This window comes from Streptomyces sp. NPDC090798 (genome assembly GCF_044768965.1).
Taxonomy (GTDB): Bacteria; Actinomycetota; Actinomycetes; order Streptomycetales; family Streptomycetaceae; genus Streptomyces.
Genome location: NZ_JBIVXA010000001.1, coordinates 510,049 through 536,932, shown reverse-complemented (window position 1 = coordinate 536,932; position 26,884 = coordinate 510,049). Strand labels below are relative to the sequence as shown.

The 26,884-nt window shown below is 68.4% G+C and carries 20 protein-coding genes and 2 tRNA genes; 4 read left to right on the top strand and 18 right to left on the bottom strand.

The window, feature by feature from the left end; all coding sequences use genetic code 11:
• Positions 1 to 187: 187 nt before the first annotated feature.
• The 9 genes from rodA to ACIQTP_RS02250 form a co-directional block, all read right to left on the bottom strand.
• Complete coding sequence (gene rodA, locus ACIQTP_RS02290) at positions 188 to 1,384, bottom strand: rod shape-determining protein RodA (protein ID WP_403395394.1); 1,197 nt, start codon at positions 1,382 to 1,384, stop codon at positions 188 to 190.
• The gene (mrdA, locus tag ACIQTP_RS02285) at positions 1,381 to 3,642 is read right to left on the bottom strand and encodes a penicillin-binding protein 2 (protein WP_403395392.1); all 2,262 of its coding nucleotides are present in this window, start codon (positions 3,640 to 3,642) and stop codon (positions 1,381 to 1,383) included. The genes rodA and mrdA overlap by 4 nt, the downstream gene beginning before the upstream one ends.
• Before the next feature lie 152 nt (positions 3,643 to 3,794).
• Positions 3,795 to 4,460, bottom strand: a complete 666-nt coding sequence (gene mreD, locus ACIQTP_RS02280; protein WP_402036129.1) for a rod shape-determining protein MreD — start codon at positions 4,458 to 4,460, stop codon at positions 3,795 to 3,797.
• A 13-nt stretch (positions 4,461 to 4,473) separates the two neighbouring features.
• Positions 4,474 to 5,412 carry a rod shape-determining protein MreC gene (gene mreC / locus ACIQTP_RS02275; RefSeq protein WP_402036127.1) on the bottom strand — a complete coding sequence of 313 codons (939 nt, stop codon included), beginning with the start codon at positions 5,410 to 5,412 and terminating at the stop codon, positions 4,474 to 4,476.
• 207 nt (positions 5,413 to 5,619) lie between these two features.
• Positions 5,620 to 6,639: a rod shape-determining protein gene (locus ACIQTP_RS02270; protein WP_037747701.1), complete on the bottom strand. Its 1,020-nt coding sequence runs from the start codon at positions 6,637 to 6,639 to the stop codon at positions 5,620 to 5,622.
• Between the two features lie 452 nt (positions 6,640 to 7,091).
• Complete coding sequence (gene ndk / locus ACIQTP_RS02265) at positions 7,092 to 7,505, bottom strand: nucleoside-diphosphate kinase (RefSeq protein WP_054231901.1); 414 nt, start codon at positions 7,503 to 7,505, stop codon at positions 7,092 to 7,094.
• Between the two features lie 301 nt (positions 7,506 to 7,806).
• Positions 7,807 to 8,160, bottom strand: coding sequence for a DUF4233 domain-containing protein (locus ACIQTP_RS02260; RefSeq protein ID WP_403395389.1), 354 nt, complete (start codon positions 8,158 to 8,160; stop codon positions 7,807 to 7,809).
• Between the two features lie 5 nt (positions 8,161 to 8,165).
• Positions 8,166 to 9,707, bottom strand: coding sequence for a bifunctional folylpolyglutamate synthase/dihydrofolate synthase (locus tag ACIQTP_RS02255; RefSeq protein ID WP_403395387.1), 1,542 nt, complete (start codon positions 9,705 to 9,707; stop codon positions 8,166 to 8,168).
• A gap of 172 nt (positions 9,708 to 9,879) precedes the next feature.
• Positions 9,880 to 12,504 carry a valine--tRNA ligase gene (locus ACIQTP_RS02250; RefSeq protein WP_403395385.1) on the bottom strand — a complete coding sequence of 875 codons (2,625 nt, stop codon included), beginning with the start codon at positions 12,502 to 12,504 and terminating at the stop codon, positions 9,880 to 9,882.
• Between the two features lie 249 nt (positions 12,505 to 12,753).
• Here ACIQTP_RS02250 and ACIQTP_RS02245 point away from each other — a divergent pair, with 249 nt between their 5' ends.
• Complete coding sequence (locus tag ACIQTP_RS02245) at positions 12,754 to 13,731, top strand: hypothetical protein (protein ID WP_403395383.1); 978 nt, start codon at positions 12,754 to 12,756, stop codon at positions 13,729 to 13,731.
• A 1,313-nt stretch (positions 13,732 to 15,044) separates the two neighbouring features.
• Here the strand turns inward: ACIQTP_RS02245 and clpX are convergent.
• From clpX to ACIQTP_RS02220, 5 genes are all read right to left on the bottom strand, one after another.
• Positions 15,045 to 16,331 (bottom strand): ATP-dependent Clp protease ATP-binding subunit ClpX, encoded by a 1,287-nt coding sequence (clpX, locus tag ACIQTP_RS02240; RefSeq protein ID WP_054231969.1) that lies wholly within the window; start codon positions 16,329 to 16,331, stop codon positions 15,045 to 15,047.
• 171 nt (positions 16,332 to 16,502) lie between these two features.
• Entirely contained in the window at positions 16,503 to 17,183 is a 681-nt protein-coding gene (locus tag ACIQTP_RS02235; RefSeq protein ID WP_362087703.1) for an ATP-dependent Clp protease proteolytic subunit, read from the bottom strand.
• Between the two features lie 140 nt (positions 17,184 to 17,323).
• Positions 17,324 to 17,929 (bottom strand): ATP-dependent Clp protease proteolytic subunit, encoded by a 606-nt coding sequence (locus ACIQTP_RS02230; protein ID WP_402037478.1) that lies wholly within the window; start codon positions 17,927 to 17,929, stop codon positions 17,324 to 17,326.
• 429 nt (positions 17,930 to 18,358) lie between these two features.
• Positions 18,359 to 19,753: a trigger factor gene (gene tig / locus ACIQTP_RS02225; RefSeq protein ID WP_402036114.1), complete on the bottom strand. Its 1,395-nt coding sequence runs from the start codon at positions 19,751 to 19,753 to the stop codon at positions 18,359 to 18,361.
• Between the two features lie 258 nt (positions 19,754 to 20,011).
• A tRNA-Pro gene (locus tag ACIQTP_RS02220) sits at positions 20,012 to 20,088 on the bottom strand.
• Positions 20,089 to 20,240: 152 nt separating this feature from the next.
• Between ACIQTP_RS02220 and ACIQTP_RS02215 the strand changes: the two genes are divergently transcribed.
• A tRNA-Gly gene (locus ACIQTP_RS02215) sits at positions 20,241 to 20,311 on the top strand.
• A 241-nt stretch (positions 20,312 to 20,552) separates the two neighbouring features.
• Here the strand turns inward: ACIQTP_RS02215 and ACIQTP_RS02210 are convergent.
• Together ACIQTP_RS02210 and ACIQTP_RS02205 are read right to left on the bottom strand one after the other, a co-directional pair.
• Positions 20,553 to 20,726, bottom strand: a complete 174-nt coding sequence (locus tag ACIQTP_RS02210; protein WP_403395380.1) for a hypothetical protein — start codon at positions 20,724 to 20,726, stop codon at positions 20,553 to 20,555.
• 846 nt (positions 20,727 to 21,572) lie between these two features.
• The gene (locus ACIQTP_RS02205; RefSeq protein WP_054231893.1) at positions 21,573 to 21,767 is read right to left on the bottom strand and encodes a hypothetical protein; all 195 of its coding nucleotides are present in this window, start codon (positions 21,765 to 21,767) and stop codon (positions 21,573 to 21,575) included.
• A gap of 643 nt (positions 21,768 to 22,410) precedes the next feature.
• On the opposite strand from ACIQTP_RS02205, the gene ACIQTP_RS02200 reads away from it, so the two are divergent.
• Positions 22,411 to 23,637 (top strand): acyltransferase family protein, encoded by a 1,227-nt coding sequence (locus tag ACIQTP_RS02200; protein ID WP_403395379.1) that lies wholly within the window; start codon positions 22,411 to 22,413, stop codon positions 23,635 to 23,637.
• A 46-nt stretch (positions 23,638 to 23,683) separates the two neighbouring features.
• Here the strand turns inward: ACIQTP_RS02200 and ACIQTP_RS02195 are convergent, their stop codons facing one another.
• Both ACIQTP_RS02195 and ACIQTP_RS02190 read right to left on the bottom strand, forming a co-directional pair.
• On the bottom strand, positions 23,684 to 24,139 hold the full coding sequence (locus tag ACIQTP_RS02195; RefSeq protein WP_402036106.1) for an HD domain-containing protein: 456 nt from the start codon (positions 24,137 to 24,139) through the stop codon (positions 23,684 to 23,686).
• A 188-nt stretch (positions 24,140 to 24,327) separates the two neighbouring features.
• The gene (locus ACIQTP_RS02190; RefSeq protein WP_403395378.1) at positions 24,328 to 25,500 is read right to left on the bottom strand and encodes a PP2C family protein-serine/threonine phosphatase; all 1,173 of its coding nucleotides are present in this window, start codon (positions 25,498 to 25,500) and stop codon (positions 24,328 to 24,330) included.
• Between the two features lie 150 nt (positions 25,501 to 25,650).
• Between ACIQTP_RS02190 and ACIQTP_RS02185 the strand changes: the two genes are divergently transcribed.
• On the top strand, positions 25,651 to 26,880 hold the full coding sequence (locus ACIQTP_RS02185) for a GNAT family N-acetyltransferase (protein WP_403395377.1): 1,230 nt from the start codon (positions 25,651 to 25,653) through the stop codon (positions 26,878 to 26,880).
• The last annotated feature ends 4 nt before the right edge of the window (positions 26,881 to 26,884 follow it).

The following is a 26,884-nucleotide window of genomic DNA, read 5'->3' as shown; positions in this document are numbered from 1 at the left end:
CAGGGCTTTCAGGGGCGCGGGGAACCGCGCGACCAGCCCCCACCCACCCGCAGCCGAAAAACCCCCGGAGCCAGGGGCGCAGCCCCGGATCAGGGGCGCGGGGAACCGCGCGACCAGCCCCCACCCACCCGCGGACAAGGAACCCCCAGCCACCAGCGCACCCCCCTCCCGCCCAACCGCCGGAGGCCTACGCCGACATGGGGCGCTGGACTCTGATCGACTGCAACAACCCCACCGCCACCCACACCGCGAACATCGACGAACCGCCGTAGGAGACGAAGGGCAGGGGAAGTCCCGCGACCGGCATGATGCCCAGGGTCATGCCGATGTTCTCGAAGGCCTGGAAGGCGAACCACGCGATGATGCCGGCGGCGACGATCGTGCCGTACAGCTCGGTGGTCTCGCGGGCGATGCGGCAGGCCCGCCACAGGACGACGCCCAGCAGGAGCAGGATCAGGCCGGCGCCCACGAAGCCCAGTTCCTCGCCCGCGACCGTGAAGACGAAGTCCGTTTGCTGTTCCGGGACGAACTGGCCCGTGGTCTGGGAGCCGTGACCCAGCCCGGTGCCGAAGAGCCCGCCGGAACCGATGGCGATACGGGCCTGGTTGGTGTTGTAGCCGACGCCTGCCGGGTCGAGGTCGGGGTTGGCGAAGGCGGCGAAGCGGTTGATCTGGTACTCGTCGAGGATCTTGAGCTGCCAGATCGCCACCGCGCCCAGCGCACCGGCACCGAGCAGACCGAACACCCAGCGGTTGGAGGCGCCGGAGGCGAGCAGCACACCGAGCACGATGATGACCGCGACCATGATCGTGCCCAGGTCGGGCATGAGCATCACGATCATCATCGGGACGGCCGCGAGGCCCAGCGCCTGCAGCACCGTGCGGTGGTCGGGGTACTGCTTGTCGCCCGCGTCCACCCGGGTGGCCAGCAGCATCGCCATGCCCAGAATGATCGTGATCTTGATGAACTCGGCGGGCTGGAGCGACAGACCGCCCGCGACGAGCCAGTTGCGCTGACCGTTGATCGTCGCGCCGAGCGGGGTGAGCACCAGCAGGATCATGAAGACCGAGAGGCCGTACAGGATCGGGACCGCCGTGCGCAGGGTCCGGTGGCCCAGCCAGATCGTGCCGACCATCAGGCCGAAGCCGATGCCGGTGTTCATGAGGTGGCGGATGAGGAAGTAGTACGGGTCGCCCTGGTTGATCTCGGTGCGGTTGCGGGTCGCCGAGTAGACGAGGGCCGAGCCGATCAGGGAGAGCGCGAGGGCCGAGAGCAGTATCGGCCAGTCCAGGCGGCGGGCCAGGGAGTCACGGGCGAAGAGCCGCGACATCCCGCCGCGGGCGGGGCCGTAGCCGGAGACGGAGAAGTTGTTCGCTCCGGTCATGTCAGGATCCTCGTCCCCCGCCGCTTCTTCGGACGGTCCGTACGCCTTCGGGTGTTCCGGTTACTGGCCGTCGGGGACGGCGTGGTGCCCGCGGGCAGCTGCTGGTCGGTGGCCCCGGGTGAGGGCGACTCGCTGGCCTGGAGGTCCTTGACCGGGTCCTTGGAGATCTCCGGGGTGTCGATCGAACCGTCCGTCTGGATCTTCGGGAGGCCCTTCTGGGGGGTGGGGAGGAGGGCCTTCGAGTTGTCGATGGAACCGTCGGCCTGGACGCCGTACAGCGCGTTGTAGATGTTGCGCACGGCCTCACCGGAGGCGCCGGAACCCGTACCGGCCTGGGCGATGGTCATGACGACCGTGTAGTCCTTGGTGTACGTGGCGAACCAGGACGTGGTCTGCTTGCCGTAGACCTCGGCGGTACCGGTCTTGGCGTGCAGCGCGATCTTGTCCTGCGGCCAGCCGCCGAACTTCCAGGCCGCGGTACCACGGGTGACGACGCCTTCCAGGGCCGAGTTCATGCCCTTGAGCGTGGCCTTGCTGATCGGCAGTTTGCCGCTGACCTTGGGCTTGATCTCCTGGACGGTCTTGCCGTCGGCGCTGACGATCGCCTTGCCGATGGTCGGCGTGTGGATGGTGCCGCCGTTGGCGAGCGCCCCGTAGATCATGGCCTCCTGGATCGGGGTGACGAGGGTGTCGCCCTGACCGATGGAGTAGTTGATCTCGTCACCCTCGCGCATCTTGTTGCCCTCGAGGCAGTTCTCGTACGCGATCTTCTGGACGTAGTCGCCGTCCTTCTTGCCGGTCTTGCACCAGACGTCCTTGTTGGCCTTCCAGTAGTTCTGCTTCCACTGGCGGTCCGGGACGCGGCCGGTGACCTCGTTGGGCAGGTCGACTCCGGTCTCCTTGCCGAGGCCGAACTGGTGGGCGGCCTTGAAGAAGTAGTCCTTCGGCTCCCCCTTCTTGGGGTTGATGCCGCCGTCCTTCTTCCACTCGTTGTCCGCGAGGCCGTAGAAGACGGTGTCGCAGGAGACCTCGAGGGCCCGGCCGAGCGAGATGGGGCCGAAGTTCTCGCCCTCGAAGTTCTTGAAGACCTGGCCGCCCACCGAGTACGAGCTGGTGCAGGGGTAGCCGCCGTCCCACTCGTAGCCGGCCTCGACCGCGGCGGCCGTGGAGACCACCTTGAAGGTCGAACCGGGCGCGGACTGACCCTGTATGGCCCTGTTGAGCAGCGGGTAGTCGGAGTTCTTCCCGGTGAGGTCCTTGTAGTCCTTGGCGGAGATGCCGCCGACCCAGGCGTTCGGGTCGTACGTCGGGGCGGACGCCATGGAGACGATCCGGCCGGTCTTGGCCTCCATCACCACGACGGCGCCCGAGTCGGCCTTGTAGTTCTCGCCGGTGATCTTGTCGAACTGCTGACGGGCGGCCTTCATCGCCGTGTCCAGCTCGTACTCGGCGACCCGTTGGACGCGGGAGTCGATGCTGGTGACGAGGTTGGAGCCGGACTGGGCCGCGTCGCTCTTGGCCTTGCCGATCACGCGGCCGAGGTTGTCGACCTCGTAACGGGTGACGCCGGCCTTGCCGCGCAACTCCTTGTCGTACTGGCGTTCAAGTCCGGAGCGGCCGACCTGGTCGGAGCGGAGGTAGGGCGAACTGCTGTCCTTGGCCTGGGTGATCTCGGAGTCCGTGACGGGCGAGAGATAGCCGAGGACCTGAGCGGTGTTGGCCTTGCCGGGGCTGGCGTAGCGGCGTACGGCCTCGGGCTCGGCGCTGATGCCGGGGAAGTCCTCGGAGCGCTCACGGATCTGCAGGGCCTGCTTGGCGGTGGCCTCGTCGGTGATGGGGATGGGCTGGTACGGGGAGCCGTTCCAGCAGGGCTGCGGCGTCTTCGCGTCACACAGCCGGACCTTCTGGATGACGTCCTCGGGCTTCATGTCCAGCACGCCGGCCAGCTTCGTCAGGACCGCCTTGCCGTCGTCCTTCATCTTCAGCAGGTCGGTGCGCGAGGCGGAGACCACGAGCCGGGTCTCGTTGTCGGCGATCGGCACCCCACGCGCGTCGAGGATCGAGCCGCGTACGGCGGGCTGGACGACCTGCTGGACGTGGTTGCCGGAGGCTTCCTTGGCGTACTCCTGGCCGTTGCGGATCTGGAGGTACCAGAGACGCCCGCCGAGGGTGCCGAGGAGGGAGAGGACGAGGATCTGGATGACGACGAGTCGGATCTGTACCCGTGGGGTCCTGCCGGTCTCGGGAATGTTGGTCACTGGTGCTGCCTCCCCCTCTCAGAGTGGGTACGGGACACGGGCGCGCGAGCCGTGTGCGTACGGGGCGCCACATGCGTACGAGTCATACAAGTCATACGAGTACACGGCGAACCTGGGGGCCTTGACCCCGGGGTCGGTCAACTGACGTGCGCTCACAGACGCTTGACCCCCTTGATGCGCCCCGCGCGGGCGACGCGGGCGCGGGCGGCCTTGACCCGGTGGCCGCGCTGGCTGCCGATGCGCAGGCCGGTGCCGGAGGCCAGCCAGCCCGAGGAGACGTCGGCGGCCTTCGCGCTGTTGCTGTCGGCGAGCGGATTGCTCTCGGAGCGCCGGGCCAGGGCCATCAGCCCCGGGACCACGAACGGCGCGAGCAGCAGGTCGTACAGGGCGGCCGTGAACAGCAGGCTGCCCAGGCCCACATGGCGGGCGGCGGTGTCGCCGACGAGGGCGCCGACACCGGCGTACAGGAGGGTGGAGCCGATCGCGGCGGCGACGACCACGGCCATCGGGCCGGTCGCCGACTTGAGCTGGCCGTTGTCCGGCTTCGCCAGCCCCGCGAGATAGCCGATGACGCACAGCACGAGGGCGTAGCGCCCGGCGGCGTGGTCGGCGGGCGGGGCGAGGTCGGCGAGCAGGCCGGCGGCGAAGCCGATGAGGGCGCCGCCGACGTGGCCGTAGACCATGGCGAGGGCCAGCACGGTGAGCAGGACGAGGTCCGGGACGGCGCCCGGAAGGTGCAGACGGGCGAGGACGCTCACCTGGATCACCAGGGCGACCACCACCAGGGTGGCGGAGAGCAGCATCCGATTGAAACGCATGGGGATTCAGCTCCTACGGCGTCTGGCCGGTGACGGGCTCGGACGCCGAGGGGGTGACCGTCACGGTCACGGTCGGCGTGGGCGTCGGTTTGGGCTTGGCCGGCAGCACCGTGTCACGTGGGTCCTTGCGGGGGGCCTCGACGACGACACCGACGATGTCGAGCTTCGAGAACGAGACGTACGGCGTGACGTAGATCGTGCGGGTCAGGTCGCCGCCTGACGGGTCGACACGGGAGACCACACCGACCGGGACACCGGGCACGAAGGGCTTGTCGGCCTGCGAGCCGAAGGTGACAAGACGGTCCCCCTTCTTGATCTTCGCCTTGCCGTTGAGCATCTCCACCCGCAGCGGGCGGTCGCCCTGACCGGAGGCGAAGCCGAGCTCGTCGCTGGACTCCATCCGCGTACCGACGGTGAAATCGGGGTCGTTGGCGAGCAGCACCGTGGCGGTGTCCGGGCCGACGGTGGTGACGCGGCCGACGAGCCCGTCGCCGTTCAGGACCGTCATGTCGCGCTGGATGCCGTCGTGGCTGCCGACGTCGATGGTCACGGTCCAGGAGAAGCCCTGGGCGGCTCCTATGGCGATGACCTCGGCGCCCTTGATGCCGTACTGGCCGGCGCCGGCCGTCTTCAGCATCTTGTCGAGCTGGTTCAGACGGCTGCGATTGCGGTCGTCACTGCCGAGCTTGGCCTTCAGCGCCGTGTTGTCGTGCTCGAGTTGGGCGATGCGATCGTGTCGGCTGTCCGAGTCGCGGACCGCGGCGATCGCGTTGCCGACGGGGTCGACCGCGGAGGACACCCCGTTCTCGATCGGGCCGAAGACCGCCGCGGCGGCCTGGCGGGCACCCTGGACCGGTGAGTCCTGTCCACCGCGGATGTCCACCGTGATCAAAGCGAACGCGATGGCGATCAGCAGCACCAGGAGCAGCCGGCTCTCTCGTGTGTCCCTCACGTGCGGCGGCCGTGCCTTCCTCGTCGGAATGGGTCGGAGTCGGAGTCGGAGCCGGAATGGATCGGAGTCGGATCCGAACAGGTCAACAGGAACGCACCCCGAGCGAGTGCTGACGCCCAAGGGTGTTATGGGGGAGCTTATGCCTCAATATCAACGATCCGCCGTACGAGAGGCGATCATCCCGTACGGCGGAATCGAAGAGTTACCTCATCTGCGCGGCTGGGCGTCCAGAACCTGCTGGAGCGCCTCGAATTCCTCGACGCACTTGCCGGAGCCGAGCGCCACGCTGTCCAGCGGATCCTCGGCGATGTGGATCGGCATACCGGTCTCGCGGCGCAGGCGCTCGTCGAGGCCGCGCAGCAGCGCTCCGCCACCCGTCAGAACGATGCCGCGGTCCATCACGTCACCCGACAGCTCCGGCGGGCACTTGTCGAGCGTCGTCTTCACGGCGTCGACGATCGCGTTGACCGGTTCCTCGATCGCCTTGCGGACCTCGGCCGCGGAGATGACAACGGTCTTGGGCAGTCCGGAGACGAGGTCCCGGCCGCGGATTTCGGTGTGTTCGTCATTGTCGAGGTCGTACGCCGAACCGATCGTGATCTTGATCTGTTCGGCCGTCCGCTCACCCAGAAGGAGCGAGTACTCCTTCTTGATGTGCTGGATGATCGCGTTGTCCAGCTCGTCGCCCGCGACGCGGATGGACTGGGCGGTGACGATGCCGCCGAGAGAGATGACCGCGACCTCCGTGGTGCCGCCGCCGATGTCCACCACCATGTTGCCGGTGGCCTCGTGGACCGGCAGGCCGGACCCGATGGCCGCGGCCATGGGCTCCTCGATGATGTGCACCTGGCGGGCGCCGGCCTGGGACGACGCCTCGATGACGGCACGGCGCTCGACGCCCGTGATGCCCGAGGGCACACAGACGACGACACGGGGACGGGCGAGATAGCGCCGCTTGTGGATCTTCAGGATGAAGTAGCGGAGCATGCGCTCGGTGATCTCGAAGTCGGCGATGACACCGTCCTTCAGCGGGCGCACGGCAACGATGTTGCCGGGGGTCCGCCCGATCATCTTCTTCGCCTCCGCGCCGACCGCGAGGATGCCACCGGTGTTGGTGTTGATCGCGACGACGGACGGCTCGTTGAGTACGATCCCGCGACCCCTGACGTACACCAGCGTGTTGGCGGTCCCGAGGTCGACAGCCATGTCACGGCCGATGAACGACATTGAGTTCCCCATCAGGATTCGTCTGGCCTTCCCAAGCGGAGCTTTGACGGCTTTTTAGGAACGGCGAGGTGGGTGCAGTGACGTGAAGGTCTCCATCGTAGACGCGCCTGCACGAACACTGCGCGAGGGTCTTCGCCATTGTCAGCATGCGTGGCGCCGCCTCGCTTGTGGAGACGGCCCAACGGGGGCACGCGTTCCCCCGATCGGCACGCATATGCCGCGGGACGGCCGGAATTTCCACGGCCGTCCCCGATCAGGCATCGGGCCGGGACGTAAGTCCTTTACAAGCCTTTGCAAGCCGTTACAAGAACATCTTGGAATCGTGATGTCTGTGCGGCCCGGACGCGACTTGGACGGCGGCTCGGACGCGACTTGGAAGTGTCCGGGAAGTGACTCGGACGCGACTGCGAGGAGGTGTCGGACGCGGCGTCGGACGCGGCTGCCAGGAGGTGTCAGACGCGGCCGGGGAAGAAGATCTTCAGCTCACGCTCGGCGGACTCCTCGGAGTCGGAGGCGTGGATCAGGTTCTCGCGGACGATCACACCGTAGTCGCCGCGGATGGAACCGGGGGCGGCGGCGATGGGGTCGGTGGGCCCGGCGAGCGCGCGCACGCCCTCGATGACCCGCTCGCCCTCGACGACCAGCGCCACGACCGGGCCGGACGCCATGAACTCAACCAGCGGCTCGTAGAACGGCTTGCCCTTGTGCTCGCCGTAGTGCTGCTCCAGCGTGTCCTGGTCCAGCGTGCGCAGCTCCAGCGCGGTGATCTGCCAGCCGGCCTTGCGCTCGATACGGCTGATGATCTCGCCGGTCAGGCCGCGACGTACGGCGTCGGGCTTGAGGAGGACGAGGGTGCGCTGGCTCACGGTGGTGGCTCCTTCGGGTCACAAGTGTGCGGGTGACCGAGGCTACAGGGCGTGTCCGGGTGGGTGTCACGCAGAGTCAGGTGGACGGGGGGCTTCGAGGTCTTCGGCTGCGGGTGGGTGGGGCGGGTGGGCGGAGTGTCTACCGCGGCGGGTGGGGCGGGCAGGTGGAGTCTTGCTGCGGGCCGGTGGGGGTTGAGCGCGTGGTTCCCCGCGCCCCTCGGGCGGGGGCCGCGCCCCGCATCTCCCGCCCGCCCGGAGTGATTTGGCCGCGGGGCGGCCTGGCGGGCGGGGAGCGAAACGCCTACGCCGCGTTTCCCCCGGCCTCCGCCTGCGCGGCGAACCTCGCCTTGGCCTCGTCGATCTTCCGCCCGTAGTGCACCGAGGCCCACCACAGCGCGGCGAAGATCGCCCCCAGGAAGAACATCGACCCCACGACGAACCCGCTGGCGATCAGCGCGATCTGCAGGGCCCAGCCGAGCTGGACACCCCCGGGCCGGGTGATCATCCCGCAGAGCAGCACACTCATCGCCATGAAGATCCCGCTGACGGTCCACACCGTGGCCATGGACAGATCGGGATCCTTCATGGCGACGAGCCCGGCGAAGCCGATGACGAAGAACTCGCCGATCAGAGTGGAAGCACAGAGCGTACGCACAGCGGTCAGCCCCTCCTCAGGAGCAGTCGGGCCTCGCCGACGGTGATGACGGAGCCGGTCACGAGAACGCCGCCGCCCGCGTACTCGCCCTCCTCCTCGGCCAGCGTGATCGCCGCCTCGATCGCGTCGTCGAGCCGCGGCTCCACCTGCACCCGATCGTCGCCGAAGATCTCGACGGCGATCCCGGCGAGCTCGTCGGCGTCCATCGCGCGATGGCTGGAGTTCTGGGTGATCACGACCTCGGCGAAGATCGGCTCGAAGGCTTCGAGCAGCCCCTGTACGTTCTTGTCACCGCTCGCGCCGACGACCCCGATCAGCCGGCTGAAGTCGAAGGCCTCGCCCACGGCCTCGGCGGTGGCACGGGCGCCCGCCGGGTTGTGCGCGGCGTCCAGAACGACGGTCGGCGAGCGGCGTACGACCTCCAGGCGGCCCGGCGAGGTGACGGAGGCGAAGGCCTTCCGCACGGTGTCGATGTCGAGCCGCTGGGCGTGCGCCGAGCCGACGCCGAAGAACGCCTCGACCGCGGCCAGCGCCACGGCGGCGTTGTGCGCCTGGTAGGGGCCGTGCAGCGGCAGGAAGATCTCCTCGTACTCCCCGCCGAGCCCGCGCAGTGTCATGAGCTGCCCGCCGACGGCGACCTGCCGGGCGACGACCCCGAACTCCAGGCCCTCCCGGGCCACGGTCGCGTCGACGTCCACGGCCTTCTTCAGCAGCACCTGGGCGGCGTCCACCGGCTGCTGAGCCAGGATCACCGTCGCGTCCTGCTTGATGATGCCGGCCTTCTCGGTGGCGATCGCGCCGGGCGTCTCGCCGAGCCGGTCGGTGTGGTCGAGGTCGATGGGGGTGACGACGGCGACGTCCCCGTCGATCACGTTGGTCGCGTCCCAGCTGCCGCCCATGCCGACCTCGACGACGGCGACGTCGACGGGGCTGTCCGCGAAGGCGGCGTACGCCATGCCGGTGAGCACCTCGAAGAACGACAGCCGGTACTCCTGCTGGGCGTCGACCATCTCGATGTACGGCTTGATGTCGTTGTACGTCTCGATGAACCGCTCGGCGGAGATCGGGGCGCCGTCGAGGCTGATCCGCTCGGTGACCGACTGGACGTGGGGGCTGGTGTACCGGCCGGTGCGCAGGTCGAAGGCGCCGAGGAGGGCCTCGATCATGCGGGCGGTGGAGGTCTTGCCGTTCGTACCCGTGATGTGGATCGAGGGGTACGCGCGCTGGGGCTCGCCCAGGACGTCCATCAGCGCGGCGATGCGGCCGACGGAGGGCTCCAGCTTGGTCTCGCCCCAGCGGGTGGCGAGCTCGGCCTCCACCTCGCGCAGCGCCTTGTCGACCTCGGGGTCGGCCGGGCGCGTGGGCACGTCGGCCTGCCGGCCCGCGTCGGCGCCCTGGGCGCGGAGGGTACGGCTGCCGGCCTCGATCACCGCGAGGTCGGGGTCGCGGTCGGTCTCGGCCGCGATGATCTCGTCGAAGAGACCATGCGGGTCGCTGGGGTCCGGCTCGGCTGGCTCGCTGCTGTCGTGCGGGGGGAGCTCACTCACGCTGCCAGTCTACGGAGCCGAACCGTCCCCGGGTCTCTCGCCCCCGCCGCCCCTGCCCGTCCCATCCCCGGGGGCTCCGCCCCCAGCCCCCACCCACCCGCAGACCACAGACGTCGAAGGCCCCCGGGACCGCACGGGTCCCGGGGGCCTTCGTTCACCTACGGCAGAGCCCTTACGCCTCCGGGAGGCGTTCCAGCTGGGCCTGGATGCGGGCGATGTCCTCGTCCGCCTTGGCGAGCCGTGTACGGATCTTGTCCACGACCTGGTCCGGCGCCTTGGCGAGGAACGCCTCGTTGCCGAGCTTGGCGTTCGCCTGGGCCTTCTCCTTCTCCGCCGCGGCGAGGTCCTTGGCGAGCCGCTTGCGCTCGGCCGCGACGTCGATCGTGCCGGAGAGGTCGAGCGCCACCGTGGCCCCGGCGACGGGAAGCGTCGCCGTGGCCGCGAAGGCCTCGCCCTCCGGCTGCAGCCGCAGCAGCTGCCGGATGGCCGCCTCGTGCGGGGCGAGGGCGGTGCCGTCCAGCGTGAGGCGGGCCGGGACGCGCTGGCCGGGCTGCAGGCCCTGGTCGGCACGGAAGCGGCGGACCTCCGTGATGACCTGCTGAAGCGTCTCGATCTCACGCTCGGCGCCCGCGTCACGGAAACCGGAGTCGGTCGGCCACTCGGCGATGACGACCGACTCGCCGCCGGTCAGCGTCGTCCACAGCGTCTCGGTGACGAAGGGGACGATCGGGTGGAGGAGGCGCAGGGTGACGTCGAGGACCTCGCCCAGGACACGCCCGGAGACCTTCGCCGGCTCGCCGCCCGCCATGAACGTCGTCTTGGACAGCTCGACGTACCAGTCGAAGACCTCGTCCCACGCGAAGTGGAACAGGACGTCCGAGAGCTTGGCGAACTGGAAGTCGTCATAGAGCGCGTCGACTTCGGCGACCGTCGCGTTGAGACGGGAGAGGATCCAGCGGTCGGTCGCCGACATCTCCGAGGCGTCCGGCAGCGGGCCCTCCACCGTCGCGCCGTTCATCAGCGCGAAGCGCGTGGCGTTCCAGATCTTGTTGGCGAAGTTGCGCGAGCCCTGGACCCAGTCCTCGCCGATCGGGACGTCGACGCCGGGGTTGGCGCCGCGCGCGAGCGTGAACCGGAGTGCGTCCGAGCCGTACTTGTCCATCCAGTCCAGCGGGTTGACCGCGTTGCCGAAGGACTTCGACATCTTCTTGCCGAACTGGTCGCGGACCATGCCGTGCAGGGCGATGGTGTGGAACGGCGGGGTGCCGTCCATCGCGTACAGGCCGAACATCATCATCCGGGCGACCCAGAAGAAGAGGATGTCGTAGCCGGTGACCAGGACGGAGTTCGGGTAGAACTTCGCGAGCGACTCGGTCTGCTCGGGCCAGCCGAGAGTCGAGAAGGGCCACAGGCCGGAGGAGAACCAGGTGTCGAGGACGTCGGTGTCCTGGTGCCAGCCCTCGCCGGTCGGGGCCTCGTCGTCGGGGCCGACGCAGACGACCTCACCGTTCGGGCCGTACCAGACCGGAATGCGGTGGCCCCACCACAACTGCCGCGAGATGCACCAGTCGTGGAGGTTGTCGACCCAGTCGAAGTACCGCTTCTCCATCTCCTGCGGGTGGATCTTGACCCGGCCGTCACGGACCGCGTCACCCGCGGCCTTGGCGAGCGGGCCGACCTTGACCCACCACTGCATGGACAGCCGCGGCTCGATGGTCGTCTTGCAGCGTGAGCAGTGGCCGACCGAGTGGACGTACGGCCGCTTCTCGGCGACGATCCGGCCCTCGGCGCGCAGCGCGGCGACGATGGCGGAGCGGGCCTCCAGCCGGTCCAGGCCCTGGAACGGACCCGGGACCGTGATGACCGCGTGCTCGTCCATCACGGCGATGTTCGGCAGGTTGTGGCGCTGGCCGATCTCGAAGTCGTTCGGGTCGTGGGCCGGGGTGACCTTGACCGCGCCCGTGCCGAACTCCGGGTCGACGTGGGTGTCCGCGACGACCGGGATGAAACGCTCGGTGAGCGGGAGGCGGATGTTCTTGCCGACGAGGTGCTTGTAGCGCTCGTCGTCGGGGTGCACGGCGACGGCCGTGTCACCGAGCATGGTCTCGGCACGGGTGGTGGCGACGACGATCGTGTCGTCCCCCTCCCCGTACTTCATGGAGACCAGCTCGCCGTCGTCGTCCTGGTACTCGACCTCGATGTCCGAGATGGCGGTGAGGCAGCGCGGGCACCAGTTGATGATGCGCTCGGCGCGGTAGATCAGCTCGTCGTCGTAGAGCTTCTTGAAGATGGTCTGGACGGCCTGGGACAGGCCCTCGTCCATGGTGAAGCGCTCGCGGGACCAGGCGACGCCGTCGCCGAGGCGGCGCATCTGGCCGGAGATCTGTCCGCCGGACTCGGCCTTCCACTGCCAGACGCGCTCGACGAAGGCCTCCCGGCCCAGGTCGTGGCGGGACTTGCCCTCCTTGCCCAGCTCCCGCTCGACGACGTTCTGCGTGGCGATGCCGGCGTGGTCCATGCCGGGCTGCCACAGCGTCTCGTAGCCCTGCATGCGCTTGCGGCGGGTCAGGGCGTCGATGAGGGTGTGCTCGAAGGCGTGCCCGAGGTGCAGGCTGCCCGTGACGTTCGGCGGCGGAATGACGACGGTGTAGGGCGGCTTGTCGCTCTTCGCGTCCGCCTCGAAGTAACCGCGTTCTACCCAGCGCTCGTACAGCGTCCCCTCTACGTCGGCCGGCGCGTACTGGGTCGGCAGTTCGGGAGTGGGCTCTGATGGCGGCTGCTGAGAGTTCTCGGTCACGGGGTCAGTTTAGAGGTGCCGCGACCGTGTCCCGAAACAGGATTCTCTCTTGCCATCCCCCCTTTCCTTACACGCCTACGCCCCGCACGGGTGCGGGGCGGGTCGGTCGGGCGCCAAGTTCGACCAGTACGTCGAACATCTGGAACAGCCTGTCAACAACTAGGCATCAATAGACCCCACGTGTCTCGCACCCTTCGCCCTTCCGTCAAGATGTCAGGAACACATAAGCATCTGGAGGGGAACCCAGAGATGAGCTACAACCAGCCGGGCCCGTACGGCGGGCCGCCCCAGCAGCCCGGACCGTACGGTCAGCCGGGGCAGCAGGGCCCTTACGGCCAGCCGCCGCAGGCACCCCAGCCCGGTTACGGCTACCCGCAGCAGGCTCCTCCGCAGCCCGGCTACGGCTACCCCCAGCAGGCTCCCCAGGGCGTCCCGCCGCAGACTCCCCCGTACGGTCAGCAGCCCGCGTACGGCCAGCAGCCTCCCTACGGCCAGCAGCCCTACGGCGCCCCGCAGCCGCCCGCGCCCGGCGGCGGCAAGAAGAAGACGGCGCTCATCATCGGCTCGGTGGCGGTCGTCGCCGCGATCGCCGTGACCGCCTACCTCGTCATCGGCGGTGGCAGCGGCAGCGGTTCGGTCGCGGACGACGGCCCGCACAAGCTGGTCGCGCAGGCGACGGTGATCAACGGTACGTACAAGAAGGCGGAAAGCGAATCCTCCTCTGACACCCTCAGCGACAGCGATGTCGCGGACTTCCAGAAGTTCGGTGTGAAGAACGCGAAGGGTGCCAACGGGAGCTATACGAACGGCACCGGCCTGTCCCAGAAGAGCCTGTCCTTCAAGGGTGTCTACGGCACCATCGACGACCCCGAGGCCGCCGTGGACGCCATGTTCGCCAAGGTCAAGTCGGAGTCCGAGAAGGACCAGAGCGGTGACAGCACCAAGGGCAAGCTGCTCGGCAGCCCGGAGACGGTCAACCCGTCAGGCTTCTCCAACGGCATCATGAAGTGCCAGGTGGCCCAGATCGACAACACCAGCTCGTCGTCCACTAGCGCCGGCGCCGCGAAGACCATCAGGGTGCCTTTCTGCATTTGGGGCGACCACAGCACCGTCGCGCAGGTGTCGGCATTCAGCCTCGCCGGCCTGGCCGCCGGCAACGGGGGCTCGATCGATGACGTGGCGTCCCTCGCCGCCAAGCTCCGCAACGACGTGCGCGTCGCAAAGTAACCGCTGAACCAAGATGAGGGCGCCCGGCAAGCTTTGCCAGGCGCCCCCACTCCTGCCACTCTGCCGTTGCCCCGAGAGGCAGGCCGGGTTCGCCACCACGCTACCCGCATGCCAAGCGGCATGGCTGCATGCTCCCTTAACCTTGGGGCCAACCAAGTAGCCGTGGTCACCTATGTAGTTCACGCAGCGGCTCTGGTCGGCGCTTGCCGTTACCAGAACCCGCTTGATCATGTGCATCTTCATGTAGCACCCTCCCGTTTTCAGCTCACCGGTCATGCGAACGAATGACCGATGCGGTCGGTGGTGCCAGATCATGAGACAGAGTCCGATTCTAGGATTTGTCGTGAACCTGGCGTGATCTCTCCATCCGCGACCAGTCCGGCGAAGGACGGCACGAGATCCGCCAGGAACTACAGCGGCATGTCGGACGCCAACCTGGAGCTTCGCCGCCACCGGAGCGAGGAGCATGGGGCGGAGGAGTCGGCATGAGACGGGACGGCCAGTCGCGAATGACATGACGAGTGTCACGCGACGGCGGCCAGACTTGGGGGGCCGGTCCACACCGTACGGGCGGGCTACGGAGCAGCTCTGATCCTGGAGAGCCCCGCGCGTCTCCCGTCGCGCCAGTGCCCTCGCTGCGCGCCGGAGAGCACAACAGCGCATCGTGGTTCCGCCCCCCGATAACACCATCGTGCGTGCCGGAGAGAGGCGTGCGCCCTCGCGCTCGATCTGACTGATGCGCCCCTGCGTCGCACCCATCACCTTGGCCACCTGGACCTGCGTCATCCCCTGAGCCTTGCGCAGAGGGGCGAGTTCATGGCCTCGCTCCGCATCGACCATCTCCCGCTTGATCTCGTCGATGCGGAAGCGCTTCTCCGGCGTGAAGTCGGCGGGCACGCGCCAGGCTGCCAAGCCCACACCCCCTCCTGCTCCTGCGAAGCCCTGCAAGTGAGGTCGAGTGTCCGGACGGGCAGGCCCTTCCAGCGTTCCGGATCGGCGGTGACGACGATCGCGCCGTCACGGCGGTCAGAGGTCGGTTCGGCCGCATACGGGGTGTTGTGCTCGGCAACACCAGCCCTGCTGCTCGTGCGCACGGTGGATCAGACGCGAGGCCAGCGCGTTGCCGCACCCGACGGGACTCAGCGGGCCGATCGCACACCTCGGCGAGGATACGGTTGTTCGCGTCGGACATGATGGGCTGCTTAGCGTTTCCCAACGAGGTACGGGCAGTGCGCGCCCGTACCTCGTACGGCAAAAAAAGAGGGGCGCTCGACGACATCCGCCGAGCGCCCCTCTTCGCGTATACGTACCGCCTACGCCGTCTTCTGCTCGCCCGGGCCGCGACCGCGGGCGTCACGGGGGATCAGCGTCGGGTTGACGTTGGACAGGACGACGTCCGCCGTGATGACGACCCTCGCCACGTCCTTGCGCGAGGGAACCTCGTACATCACCGCCTGGAGGACCTCCTCCATGATGGCGCGCAGGCCGCGCGCGCCGGTCTGGCGGAGGATCGCCTGGTCGGCGATGGCTTCCAGGGCCTCGCGCTCGAAGTCCAGCTCCACGCCGTCGAGTTCGAACAGGCGCTGGTACTGCTTCACGAGCGCGTTGCGCGGCTCCACGAGGATCTGGAGGAGCGCCGGCCGGTCGAGGTTGTGGACCGAGGTGATGACGGGCAGCCGGCCGATGAACTCGGGGATCATGCCGAACTTCACCAGGTCCTCGGGCATGACGGCCTCGAACTGGTCCTTGGACTCGAGCTCGCGCTTGGAGCGGATCGTCGCGCCGAAGCCGATGCCCTTGGCACCCGCCCTCGACTCGATGAGCTTCTCCAGGCCCGCGAAGGCGCCGCCCACGATGAACAGGACGTTCGTCGTGTCGATCTGGATGAACTCCTGGTGGGGGTGCTTGCGTCCGCCCTGGGGTGGAACGGAGGCCGTCGTGCCCTCCAGGATCTTGAGCAGCGCCTGCTGGACGCCCTCGCCGGACACGTCTCGCGTGATCGACGGGTTTTCGCTCTTACGGGCCACCTTGTCGATCTCGTCGATGTAGATGATGCCCGTCTCGGCCTTCTTGACGTCGTAGTCGGCCGCCTGGATGAGCTTCAGCAGGATGTTCTCGACGTCCTCGCCGACGTACCCCGCCTCCGTCAGCGCCGTCGCGTCGGCGATGGCGAACGGGACGTTGAGCATGCGCGCGAGCGTCTGGGCGAGCAGAGTCTTGCCGGAGCCCGTGGGGCCCAGCAGGAGGATGTTGGACTTCGCCAACTCGATGGCGTCGTCCCGGTTCTGACCGCCGCCGTTCTCACCGGCCTGGACCCGCTTGTAGTGGTTGTACACCGCGACCGAGAGGGCTTTCTTGGCCGACTCCTGGCCGACCACGTACCCCTCGAGGAACTCGTAGATCTCGCGGGGCTTCGGGAGCTCCTCCCAGCGGACCTCGCTCGTTTCCGCGAGTTCTTCCTCGATGATCTCGTTGCAGAGATCGATGCACTCGTCGCAGATGTACACACCGGGGCCTGCGATGAGCTTCTTGACCTGCTTCTGGCTCTTGCCACAGAACGAGCACTTGAGCAGATCGCCGCCGTCACCGATGCGTGCCACGGTGTGCTTCCCCTTCGCCTGGGAGACGCCTAGGTCCAGCGGCTCCTGGTGCTGCCTTATGTCCGACGGTACCTTGCCGAGCCCCCCGTTCGGGCCCCCCTTGGCGCGGTTCACTTTGTCGTGAACCACGCCAACGGGCGACAGACGAGCGGCAGACGATACAGCGATACGTCAGACGACCGCGGAATTGTTCATCTTGCGGGTGGAGATGATCTGGTCGATCAGGCCGTACGCGAGCGCGTCCTCAGCGGTGAGGATCTTGTCGCGCTCGATGTCCTCGCGGATCTTCTCGATCGGCGTGGTCGAGTGCTTGGCCAGCATCTCTTCCAGCTGCGCACGCATCCGGAGGATCTCGTTCGCCGCGATTTCGAGGTCCGAGACCTGGCCGCGGCCGGTCTCGCTGTAGGGCTGGTGGATCAGCACGCGGGCGTTCGGAAGCGCCATGCGCTTGCCCGGCGTACCGGCGGCCAGCAGGATCGCGGCGGCCGAGGCGGCCTGACCCATGCAGACCGTCTGGATGTCGGGCTTCACGAACTGCATCGTGTCGTAAATGGCCGTGAGGGCCGTAAACGAGCCACCGGGGCTGTTGATGTAGACCGAGATGTCACGGTCGGGGTCCATCGACTCCAGGCACAGCAGCTGCGCCATGACGTCGTTGGCGGAGGCGTCGTCGATCTGCACGCCGAGGAAGATCACGCGCTCCTCGAACAGCTTCGCGTACGGGTCGTACTCACGCACGCCCTGCGAGGTGCGCTCGACGAAGCGCGGGATGACGTAGCGGGACTCCGCACGAGGACCGGTGTACTCGGCCTGCGTGCGGGCGTAGAGGCCGCTGCCGGGGAAGTCGTTCACTGTGTCTCCTGAAGAGCCTGTAAGAGCCTGAGGCGGTACGGCTGGGGGCGCTGGAGGGCCGTCTGCGCCGCTCCGGGGCACTGGGTGTGCCCGGAGAGCGGCAGAGGGGCCACGCGCCGCCCTGGGGGGCGCTGAGGGGCTTACGCCGCCCCGGTGCCGCCACCGCCCGGCATACCGGCGGCGGTGGGCATGATGTCGTCGATGAGGCCGTACTCCTTGGCCTCGATCGGGTCGAACCAACGGTCACGGTCCGAGTCACGAGTGATCTGCTCGACCGACTGACCGGTGTGGAAGGAGGTCAGCTCGGCCATCCGCTTCTTGGTGTGCAGCAGCCGCTCGGCGTGGATCTTGATGTCCGACGCGGAGCCCGCGAGGCCGGCCGAGGGCTGGTGAATCAGGATCTCGGCGTTCGGCAGGGCGAAGCGCTTGCCGGGGGTGCCCGCGCTGAGCAGGAACTGACCCATCGAGGCCGCCATGCCCATGGCGATCGTCACCACGTCGTTCTTGATGTACTGCATGGTGTCGTAGATCGCCATGCCGGCGGTGATCGACCCGCCGGGGCTGTTGATGTAGAGGTAGATGTCCTTGTCCGGGTCGGAGGCAAGGAGCAGCAGCTGCGCCGTGATCTTGTTGGCGATGTCGTCGTCGACCGCCTGGCCGAGGAAGATGATCCGCTCGCCGAGCAGCCGGTTGTAGACCTGGTCGCCGAGGCCACCACCGATAGGGTCGCCGGCAGCTGTGGGCATCAGATTCGTCACGTATCCACCTGCTCGTCTTACGACGGCGCCGGGCCGTCTCACGTCTTCTGCTGGGGGCGTGGGACCCCGGTGCGACAACCGCCCGGGGCGGCTTCGGGGACTCCCCTGCCCTCGTATTCATGGACCCTAACGCGCGGGTCCCTCCGGGGAATCCCGCAGAAGGAACTGTTCGCTGTGAGCGCATGCGCTCCGCTGGGTTGGACAGGGCGTTCGGCGGCCCCGCACCCCTTCAAGGGCGCGGGGAACTGCGCGAGCGACCCACCACAAGCCACACCCGCCGATGGACCGTCCGTGGCAGACGCGTCTGCGGCCCTGTGGGGGCTGAACGCGCGGTTCCGCGCGCCCCTGAAGGCCGACGGCCCCCGGGGACACAAATGTCCCCGGGGGCCGTCGTACAGCTGCTGGAGCGCCGTGGGCTTACGCCTCGGGCTTCTCCTCGGAAGCCTCGTCACCGTCGGTGACCTCGGCGACGACCTCGGTGGCCGTCTCCGTCTCGTCCTCCTCGTCGTCGAGGTCGACGACCTCGCCGTTCGTGTCCTTGACCGTGGCGGCCTCGACGACGACCGCGAGGGCCTTGCCGCGGGCGACCTCGCCGACCAGCATCGGGACCTGGCCGCCTTCGACGACCGCCTGGGCGAACTGGTCGGGGGACATGCCGGAGGAGGCCGCACGCCGCATGAGGTGCTCGGTGAGCTCCTCCTGGTTGACGTTCAGCTTCTCCTTGTTGACGAGCTCGTCCAGGACGAACTGGGTCTTGATGCCCTTGATCGCCGCTTCCTTGGTCTCGGCGTCGAACTCCTCCTCGGTCTTGCCCTGGATCTCCAGGTACTTCCCGAGGTCGAGGCCCATCTGGCCGAGCTGGTGGTGCTCGAGGTTGTGCTTACGGGTGTTGATCTCGTCCTCGAGCAGCTTCTCGGGGACCGGGACCTCGACCAGCTCGAGCAGCTTCTCCAGGACACGCTCCTGGGCCTGCGTGGCCTGGTCGTACTGCTTCATGTTCTCGAGGCGCTTGCGGCTGTCCGCCTTGAGCTCGTCGAGGGTGTCGAACTCGGAGGCGAGCTGCGCGAAGTCGTCGTCCAGCTCGGGCAGTTCGCGCGCGGCGACCTGGGTGACCTTGACGGTGACCTCGGCCTCCTTGCCGGCCGCCGAGCCGCCCTTGAGCTCGGAGGCGAAGGTGGCCTCGCCACCGGCCTCCAGGCCCTTCACGGCCTCGTCGATGCCGTCCAGCAGCTCACCGGAGCCGATGGTGTAGGAGACGTCGGAGGCGACGCCGTCCTCCAGCACCTCTCCGTCGACCTTGGCCTCCAGGTCGATCGTGACGACGTCGCCGTCCTGGGCGGCGCGCTCGACCGGCGAGGTGGACGCGAAGCGCTCACGGAGCTCCTCGACGGCCTTCTCGACGTCTTCGTCGGCGACCTCGACTGCGTCGACCTCGACCTCGATGCCGGAGTAGTCCGGGATCTCGATCGTCGGGCGGACGTCGACCTCGGCGGTGAAGTTCAGCGTTTCGCCGTCCTTCAGCTCCGTGATGTCGACCTCGGGCTGGCCGAGGACGTTCAGCTCAGCCTCGTTGACCGCTTCGGTGTAGAACTTCGGGAGCGCGTCGTTGACGGCCTCTTCGAGCACGGCACCGCGACCGAACCGCTGGTCGATGACGCGCGCCGGGATCTTGCCCTTCCGGAAGCCCTTCACCGTGACCTGCTGGTTGATCTTCTTGTACGCCGCGTCGAGGCTGTCCTTGAGCTCCTCGAAGGGCACCTCAACAGTGAGCCGAACCCGAGTCGGGTTCAGGTTCTCCACGGCGCTCTTCACGGTTCGGTCTCCTTGTGGCTGACTTCTTGGGGGTACTGCTGCGGGGTTCTGCTGTTTGTTTCTGCCGAGATCAGGCAGAGCCTCAGCGGATTCGCGGCCCTTGAGAGACGTAACAGTGCAGACACACGGGCGCGCAACCTGCATAGTAACCGCAGGCGGTACACGCCCCAAAAGGCGATCTTCCGATCCCGGCCATCGGCCGTGGGGCGTCTGTTCTCTCGCCTGATCCGTGGCTGACGTGTCGCCGGAACCGGCTGGTGGTCGGGGTGGCGGGATTTGAACCCACGGCCTTCCGCTCCCAAAGCGGACGCGCTACCAAGCTGCGCCACACCCCGTCGGTGCGACACGTAGGGTACATGCCCGGAGACAGCGAGGTTGCCGCATTTCACGAGCGTCCGCGGGCTCGCGGAGCGGGGTGTGCGGGGATGGGGTGCGACCCGCTACGATGCCTCCTGTGCCGGGGTCACTGACCTGCGGCGCTCTCTGTGCGGGCGTAGCTCAATGGTAGAGCCCTAGTCTTCCAAACTAGCTACGCGGGTTCGATTCCCGTCGCCCGCTCTGCACGGCTCAGGGCCAGGTCGGAGGTTCATTCCTCCGCCTGGCCCTGATCGCTTTCCGGGACTCCGATCCGTCCCGCGTGTCCCCCTCGTGCCCCTTGGGCTTTCCAGAGCTGAGCACACGCGGCCGGCCTGGACAGACAGAGTTACCTGGTCAGGGCCATTCCGCCGGCTCCGGCCAGCAGTCGCCCCGGGCAGACCCGAGGGAACACGTCCACGAGTGCGCCGATGCCGTGACCTTGTCAGTTCTTGAAGGAGCTCTTGGACCGTTCTTTCGCGCCCCGCATCATGCCCCGTGCTTCGAGTGCGGCGCCTTTCGCTGCGAGGGTCTCTTTGTGCACCGCGTGGGCCGCCTTCCGCACGGTCTTTCCGACGACCTGTTCGGCCTTTGCCTTGGCTCGTTCTCCGGCACTCATCTCGGCACCTCCGCACAGTCTCACTGGTCGTGTGCCCTTGAGGCAGGGGGCAAAACCACCCTGCGGGATGCGCCGGCAGCTTCCTCGGGGTAGTGGTCCGGGCATGTGTGGCCGCGCGTGCCGGTTGGCGGGTCTCGCCGGACACGGCACTCAGACCCGGGCCGGAGAGTTCACTGAGTTGGGCGGTGAAGCGGCGCCGGGCCGCGGCGGCGGATGATGCCGGCGAAGGGTGCACTTGGCGTCGCGTGAGCGGCAGCAGGGTTGCGCGCACCGCATGGATCGCGGCCATGGCAGCCGCGTAGAGGGCGACGGTTTCGGGCTGGGAGGCGTACTCGGCCAGGAGTGACGAGCAGCGTCATCGCGATGGCGTAGATGCCGTCGGACAGAGCGATCAAGCGCGCCGCGCCCGGGTTGTTCTCGCGTGGGTGCGTCTTTGCCACTGGCTCCGTCATGTCGACGACAGTAGGGCGTTATGCCCTGGCTGTAGCCCATCGGCCAAGGTTTGGGCTGCTTCGCCCGTGGATGGCCGACCGGGGCCTGTGGCTGAACGTCGCACGAGGTACCCCAGGCCGACCGGGACACGCTGGTGCGGCAGGACAGGGGACCAACGGGGCTTCCGCGCCAATGGGTTGAGTCGGTGGGGCCGCAGCCACCGCGCGGCCCGACCCCGAGCCCGACGACGCGTCATGGATCGAACCACCCATCTGCCTCAGATGTGCCGCAACGATCCACTTCCGTCCCGCCAACGAGAGCGCGGTCGGCCCGGGGCGCGGCCGTCGGGTCCGCGTCCGCGAATGGGGGCGGTGAAGGCACCGGCCCGTCCCGCCCGGAGATCAGAACCAGGGATCAGAAACTGATCGAGTTGATCGTCTGCGCTATCGAGTCGAGGAACCGTTGGATGGACGGAGCCATTCCGGTCGACGCGAGGAAGAAGCCGAAGAGCACCGCGACGATGGCGGGCCCCGCCTTGATCGATCCCCCTCGGATCAGCACCACGAGGATGATCGCCAACAGCAGTACCACTGACAGCGAGATGGCCACAACTGATCACACCCTACGGTCGGTCCGCTCTCCCGGCCCGGGGGTGCAGCCCCGCACACCCCCGCCAGAACCATCGTGCCACCAACCCGGCCCCCGTATGCCGCAGGTGACACATCGTCGGTCGGGGGCGCCCGGAAGCCACACTCCCCCACCACCCAGGGGCAGACCAACTGCGCGGCCCCGTACGGCAATTCGACCGTGCGCCCGCATGGGAAATTCCGAGGGATCGTTGCCCTGTCCACACACCCCGTTCGCAGGAATTTCGAATTGTTGCCACAGGCGCGGCGAAGAAGCCTCGGAGGGTGCCCGGAAGATGACCTCGAAGACGCCGAAGACTGGACATTTCACCAGAGTCGCCCGCGAGTGTTATGCGCCAATTAGTCATGACGAATGCGGACAGAACGGCGCCATAACTGCCGTATGCGGTAAGGGGTAATCCTCAAATCCGGGGTACTCGAAACGTTACTCACGGACGAACTCACACGTGATAAGCAGGAATAACGCCAGGAGTTTTACGAAGACACACAGACAACGCTAGGGTGCCTCAGATGTTCCACGCCGCCCCGTCCCCCGCAAGAGCAGCAAGGTCCTGGATCGTCTCCCCCGCCCCCTCCGCTTCCCGCGGTTCCTGGTGGGAGGGTCCGTGACGAACTCGCTCCACCCGAACGGGCCCCGTCGAACGCCGCTCCCCCCGGCAGAGCGGCCGATGGAGGGAGTGCCGACCCCGCGCTCAGCCCCGAGCCTGCCGTCCGACCGGACTTCGAAGCCGGCCGGCCCCACGGCCGCCACCGCCACGGCCACCACCGCCGCCCCGGCAACGGCCACCCAGCCCGGCAAGCCGCGTGACGCCTTCTTCGACAACGCCAAGTACCTGGCCATCGTGCTCGTGGCCATGGGCCATGCATGGGAGCCCCTGAAGGGTCAAAGCCGCGTCCTCGAAGCCGCTTACATGGTCGTGTACGCCTTCCACATGCCGGCCTTCATCATCATCTCCGGCTACTTCTCCCGCAGTTTCGACATGCGCGCCGACCGGCTGAAGCGGCTGGTCACCGGTGTCGCCGTGCCGTACGTCGTCTTCGAAGTGGCGTACGTCCTCTTCAAGCGCTGGGCCGACGACGATCCGTCGCTGCCGGTCAGCCTGCTCGACCCCTGGTTCCTCACCTGGTTCCTGTGCGCGCTGTTCATCTGGCGGCTGACGACGCCGCTGTGGAAGCTGGTCCGCTGGCCGCTTCCGCTCGCGCTCCTCGTGGCCATGCTCGCCACCACCTCGCCGTCCATCGGTGACGACCTGGATCTGCAGCGGACGCTCCAGTTCCTGCCGTTCTTCGTGCTGGGCCTGTGCATGAAGCCCGAGCACTTCCAGCTGGTGCGCCGCCGCGAGGTGCGCATCCTGTCGGTGCCGGTGTTCGCCGCCGCGCTGGCCGTGAGCTGGTGGGCGGTACCGCGGATGAACCCCGGCTGGTTCTACCACCGCGACAGCGCCCAGGAGCTGGGTGTCCCCTGGTGGGTCGGCCCCGTCATGGTGCTCGCCCTCCTCGGCTGCTCGCTGGTGCTCACCGCGTGCTTCTTCGCCTGGGTGCCGCGCCGCAGGATGTGGTTCACGGCGCTCGGCGCGGGCACGCTGTACGGCTATCTGCTGCACGGATTCCTGGTCAAGGGCGGCGGCTACTGGGGCTGGTTCGACCACAAGTGGCTGCACCAACCGCTCGGCGAGATCTTCGTGACGCTCGTCGCGGGCGCGGCCGTCACCCTGCTGTGCACGGCGCCGGTCCGGCGGGTCTTCCGCTTCGCGATGGAGCCCAGCATGGAGTGGGCGTTCAAGCGGGACGCCACGGAGCTGGCCCGCGAACGGACCAAGTCCCCGGCGTAACCAGCGTCAATCCGGAGCAACCAACGTCAACCCGGCATCGTCACCGTCAGCCGGGCGGCAGTCCGAGCAGCGCCCGCATCGCGGCGTACTTCTTGGTCAGCCGCGCGCGGGTGTGCTCGTCGAGGACCGCGAGCCGGGCCGGATCGGCGTTGTGCGCCAGGTCCGACGCCTTGACCACGAGAGCACCGGGGGTCGTACGGATGCGTTTCGCGTACGACTCCGGGTGCTCTCCCTCTCGTTTGGTCAGCGCCAGCACGATGTCCTTCGTCCGCCGGGTCAGCGCGGCCTCGCGCAGCCAGTCCTCGGAGAGCACGTCGTCCTCGACGGCGTCGTGCAGCCAGGCCGCCGCGATCTGCTCGTCGTCGCCCCCGCGCTCACGGACCCCGTCCGCGACGGCCTGCAGGTGCTCGGCGTACGGCCGCCCCGCCTTGTCGGTCTGGGCGGCATGCGCCGTACGGGCGAGGGCCTCTATTTCGGCCAGGGTCAGGAGAGTCTGCGTCACCCCTCCAGTGTCTCCCGCCGCAGCGCCGCGCGGGCGGGGACGGTGACCACCGTCAGACCGAGCATGACAACCACCACAACCACCCCGGCGAAGGACCCGCACAAAAGGGGCGGAATGTACGGTCCCTTCCCGGTCAGCCCCTTCATCATCGGCAGTGTTGTGACCCGCGGCCGAGCTCAGGGCCGTCGTCAGCGGGTCGCCGTGGGGCCCTCTCGGCAGATCAGCAGGAGGGCCCGGTCGTCGTTGACGTCCTTGGCGACCGCTTCGATGAGGTGCCACGCGGCGCCGTGGAAACCGCCCGCGACATAGCGGTCGGCCTCGCCGGTGAGGCGGTCGATGCCCTCGACGATGTCCCGGTCGGAGGTTTCCACCAGACCGTCCGTGAAGAGCATCAGGACGTCCCCGGGCCGCAGGGAACCCTTGACGGGGTCGAACTGGGCACCGTCGTACACCCCTAGGAGCGGACCCTCCGCGGCCTTCTCCTCCCAGCGCCCGCTGCCCGCGCTGAGCTGAAGGCCCGGCGGATGTCCGGCGGAGAAGAGTTCGTAGTCGCCGGAGTCCAGGTCCAGGACCAGGTGGATCGACGTGGCGAAGCCCTCGTCCCAGTCCTGGCGCAGGAGGTAGCCGTTCGCGGCGGTGAGGAAGGCGTGGGGTGGGAGCGATCCCAGGAGACCGCCGAACGCCCCGGAGAGGAGCAGGGCGCGCGACCCCGCGTCCATGCCCTTTCCGGACACATCGGTCAGGACGACTTCGAGGGTTCGGCCGCTGTTCGTACGTGCGGCCACGACGAAGTCCCCCGAGAACGACTGACCGCCCGCCGGGCGCAACGCCATCTCCCGGTGCCAGCCCAGCGGCAGGCTCGGCAGCTTGCTCTGCACCCGGATGCGTTCGCGCAGGTCGAAGAGCATGGTGCCGCCGCGCCGCCAGGGCACGCCGACCCGGCTGCGGAACTGGGCGATCAGCAGACCGAAGAAGCCACAGGCCGCGACCACCAGGACCACGCCCGGGGTGACCCGGGAGGGGCCCTCGGTGTACGGGCCCAGCTTCACGGACTCCACTATCAGCGCGGTGGCGGCGGCCGCGTACAGGCCGAGCAGGCTGGCGGGGCGCAGCAGGAGGCCGCCCGCGACGATCGGCAGGACCAGCGCGGCCGGGGAGCACCAGACCGAGTTCATCAGTGTCGTGGCCGCGATCACGGGGATGGTCAGCAGCAGACCGGCCAGTGCGATCCAGTCCGAACCGTCACCGCGGAAGTAGTCGACGGCGGATCTGCGCAGGCCGATGCGAGCCCGGTGCCACTGCTTCTTCAACCGGGCCGTGAACGTCTCGGCTTCCGCGCGCCGCGCTCGTCCTGCTGCCATTAGTTCGGGACCCTATCCATCGGACCAGGTGCTTGGCACGGGAGGTCCCACTTGTCCCCCGTCCGAGCGCTCAACATCACAGTGAACGGCGCCTCCGGAGGTGGGGGAAATTCCCTCGCTCGTACCGCATTGCCCTGGTAGGCATGGCGTATGACGACTGACTTGCGGGTGCTGCGGCAGCCCGAGTGGAACACGTGGTACGACAGTCTGCTCCGCGCGTTCGGGGGCGTACCGGAGTCGTCCGAGGAGCGCGAAATGATGAACGCGCTCACAGAGTACGACCGTTCCCTGGGGATCTGGGACGGCGACCAGTGTGTGGGCACCGCGGGGGCGTTCTCCTTCCGGGTCACCGTCCCCGGCGGCGCCTCGGTACCGGCCGCCGGCATCACGATGGTGAGCGTCGCGGCCACCCACCGGCGGCGCGGGCTGCTGAGGTCGATGATGCGGCGGCAGCTGGACGACATCCGCTCATGGGGCGAACCGCTGGCCGTGCTGACCGCGTCGGAGCCGGTGATCTACGGCCGGTTCGGCTACGGCATCGCGACCCACCAGTACAACGTCGAGATCGACACGACCCGGGTACGCCTGTCCGTACCGCCCGGCACCGATGACGTACGCCTTCGGTACGCCGCGCCGGCCGACGTACTCGACGCCGGCGAGGCGGTGTACGCGCGGCTGGTCCCGCGCCGGCCCGGCATGCTGGCGCGGCGGCCCGGCTGGGACCGGGCGATGCTGCTCGATCCGGAGAGCGAGCGGGACGGCGCGTCGCCGTTGCAGTGCGTGGTCGCCGAGCGGGACGACGAGGTCGTGGGCTACGCCCGGTACCGGATCAAGCGGGACGGTGACCACCGCGGGGCCGGGTTCACCGTCCGCCTCGACCAGCTGGAGGCGCTCGACCCGGCGGCGCACGCGGCGCTGTGGCGGTTCCTCTTCGAGATCGATCTGACGTCCACGGTGCACGCCCTCGGCCGCCCTGTCGACGAGGCATGGCAGTACATGGTGTCCGACATCCGCCGGTGCGCGGTGCGGATGCGGGACGCGTTGCACGTGCGGCTCGTGGACGTCGGTGCCGCGCTGGAGGCGCGGACGTATCAGGCGCCGGTGGACGTGGTGTTCGAGGTGGAGGACGTGTTCTGCCCCTGGAACGAGGGGCGTTGGCGGCTCACCGGGGACACCAAGGGCGCGACCTGTGTACGTACGTCGGACGCCGCCGATCTCGCGCTGTCCGTACGGGAGTTGGGGGCGGCGTATCTCGGCGGGGTGTCCCTGGCCTCGCTCGCGGCGGCGGGGCGGGTGCGGGAGCTGCGGCAGGGCACGCTCATGGAGGCCTCGGTGGGCTTCTCGTCGGCGGTCGCGCCCTGGTTGCCGCACGGGTTCTAGCCCC

Excerpts from the sequence above, each read along its gene's own strand:
- ACIQTP_RS02210 (WP_403395380.1), bottom strand. The coding sequence starts at position 20,726 with ATGAGTGCCGGAGAACGAGCCAAGGCAAAGGCCGAACAGGTCGTCGGA.
- rodA (WP_403395394.1), bottom strand. The coding sequence starts at position 1,384 with ATGACCGGAGCGAACAACTTCTCCGTCTCCGGCTACGGCCCCGCCCGC.
- mreD (WP_402036129.1), bottom strand. The coding sequence starts at position 4,460 with ATGCGTTTCAATCGGATGCTGCTCTCCGCCACCCTGGTGGTGGTCGCC.
- ACIQTP_RS02270 (WP_037747701.1), bottom strand. The coding sequence starts at position 6,639 with ATGTCGTTCATCGGCCGTGACATGGCTGTCGACCTCGGGACCGCCAAC.
- ACIQTP_RS02230 (WP_402037478.1), bottom strand. The coding sequence starts at position 17,929 with ATGCCCACAGCTGCCGGCGACCCTATCGGTGGTGGCCTCGGCGACCAG.
- ACIQTP_RS02185 (WP_403395377.1), top strand. The coding sequence starts at position 25,651 with ATGACGACTGACTTGCGGGTGCTGCGGCAGCCCGAGTGGAACACGTGG.
- ACIQTP_RS02245 (WP_403395383.1), top strand. The coding sequence starts at position 12,754 with ATGAGCTACAACCAGCCGGGCCCGTACGGCGGGCCGCCCCAGCAGCCC.
- ACIQTP_RS02190 (WP_403395378.1), bottom strand. The coding sequence starts at position 25,500 with ATGGCAGCAGGACGAGCGCGGCGCGCGGAAGCCGAGACGTTCACGGCC.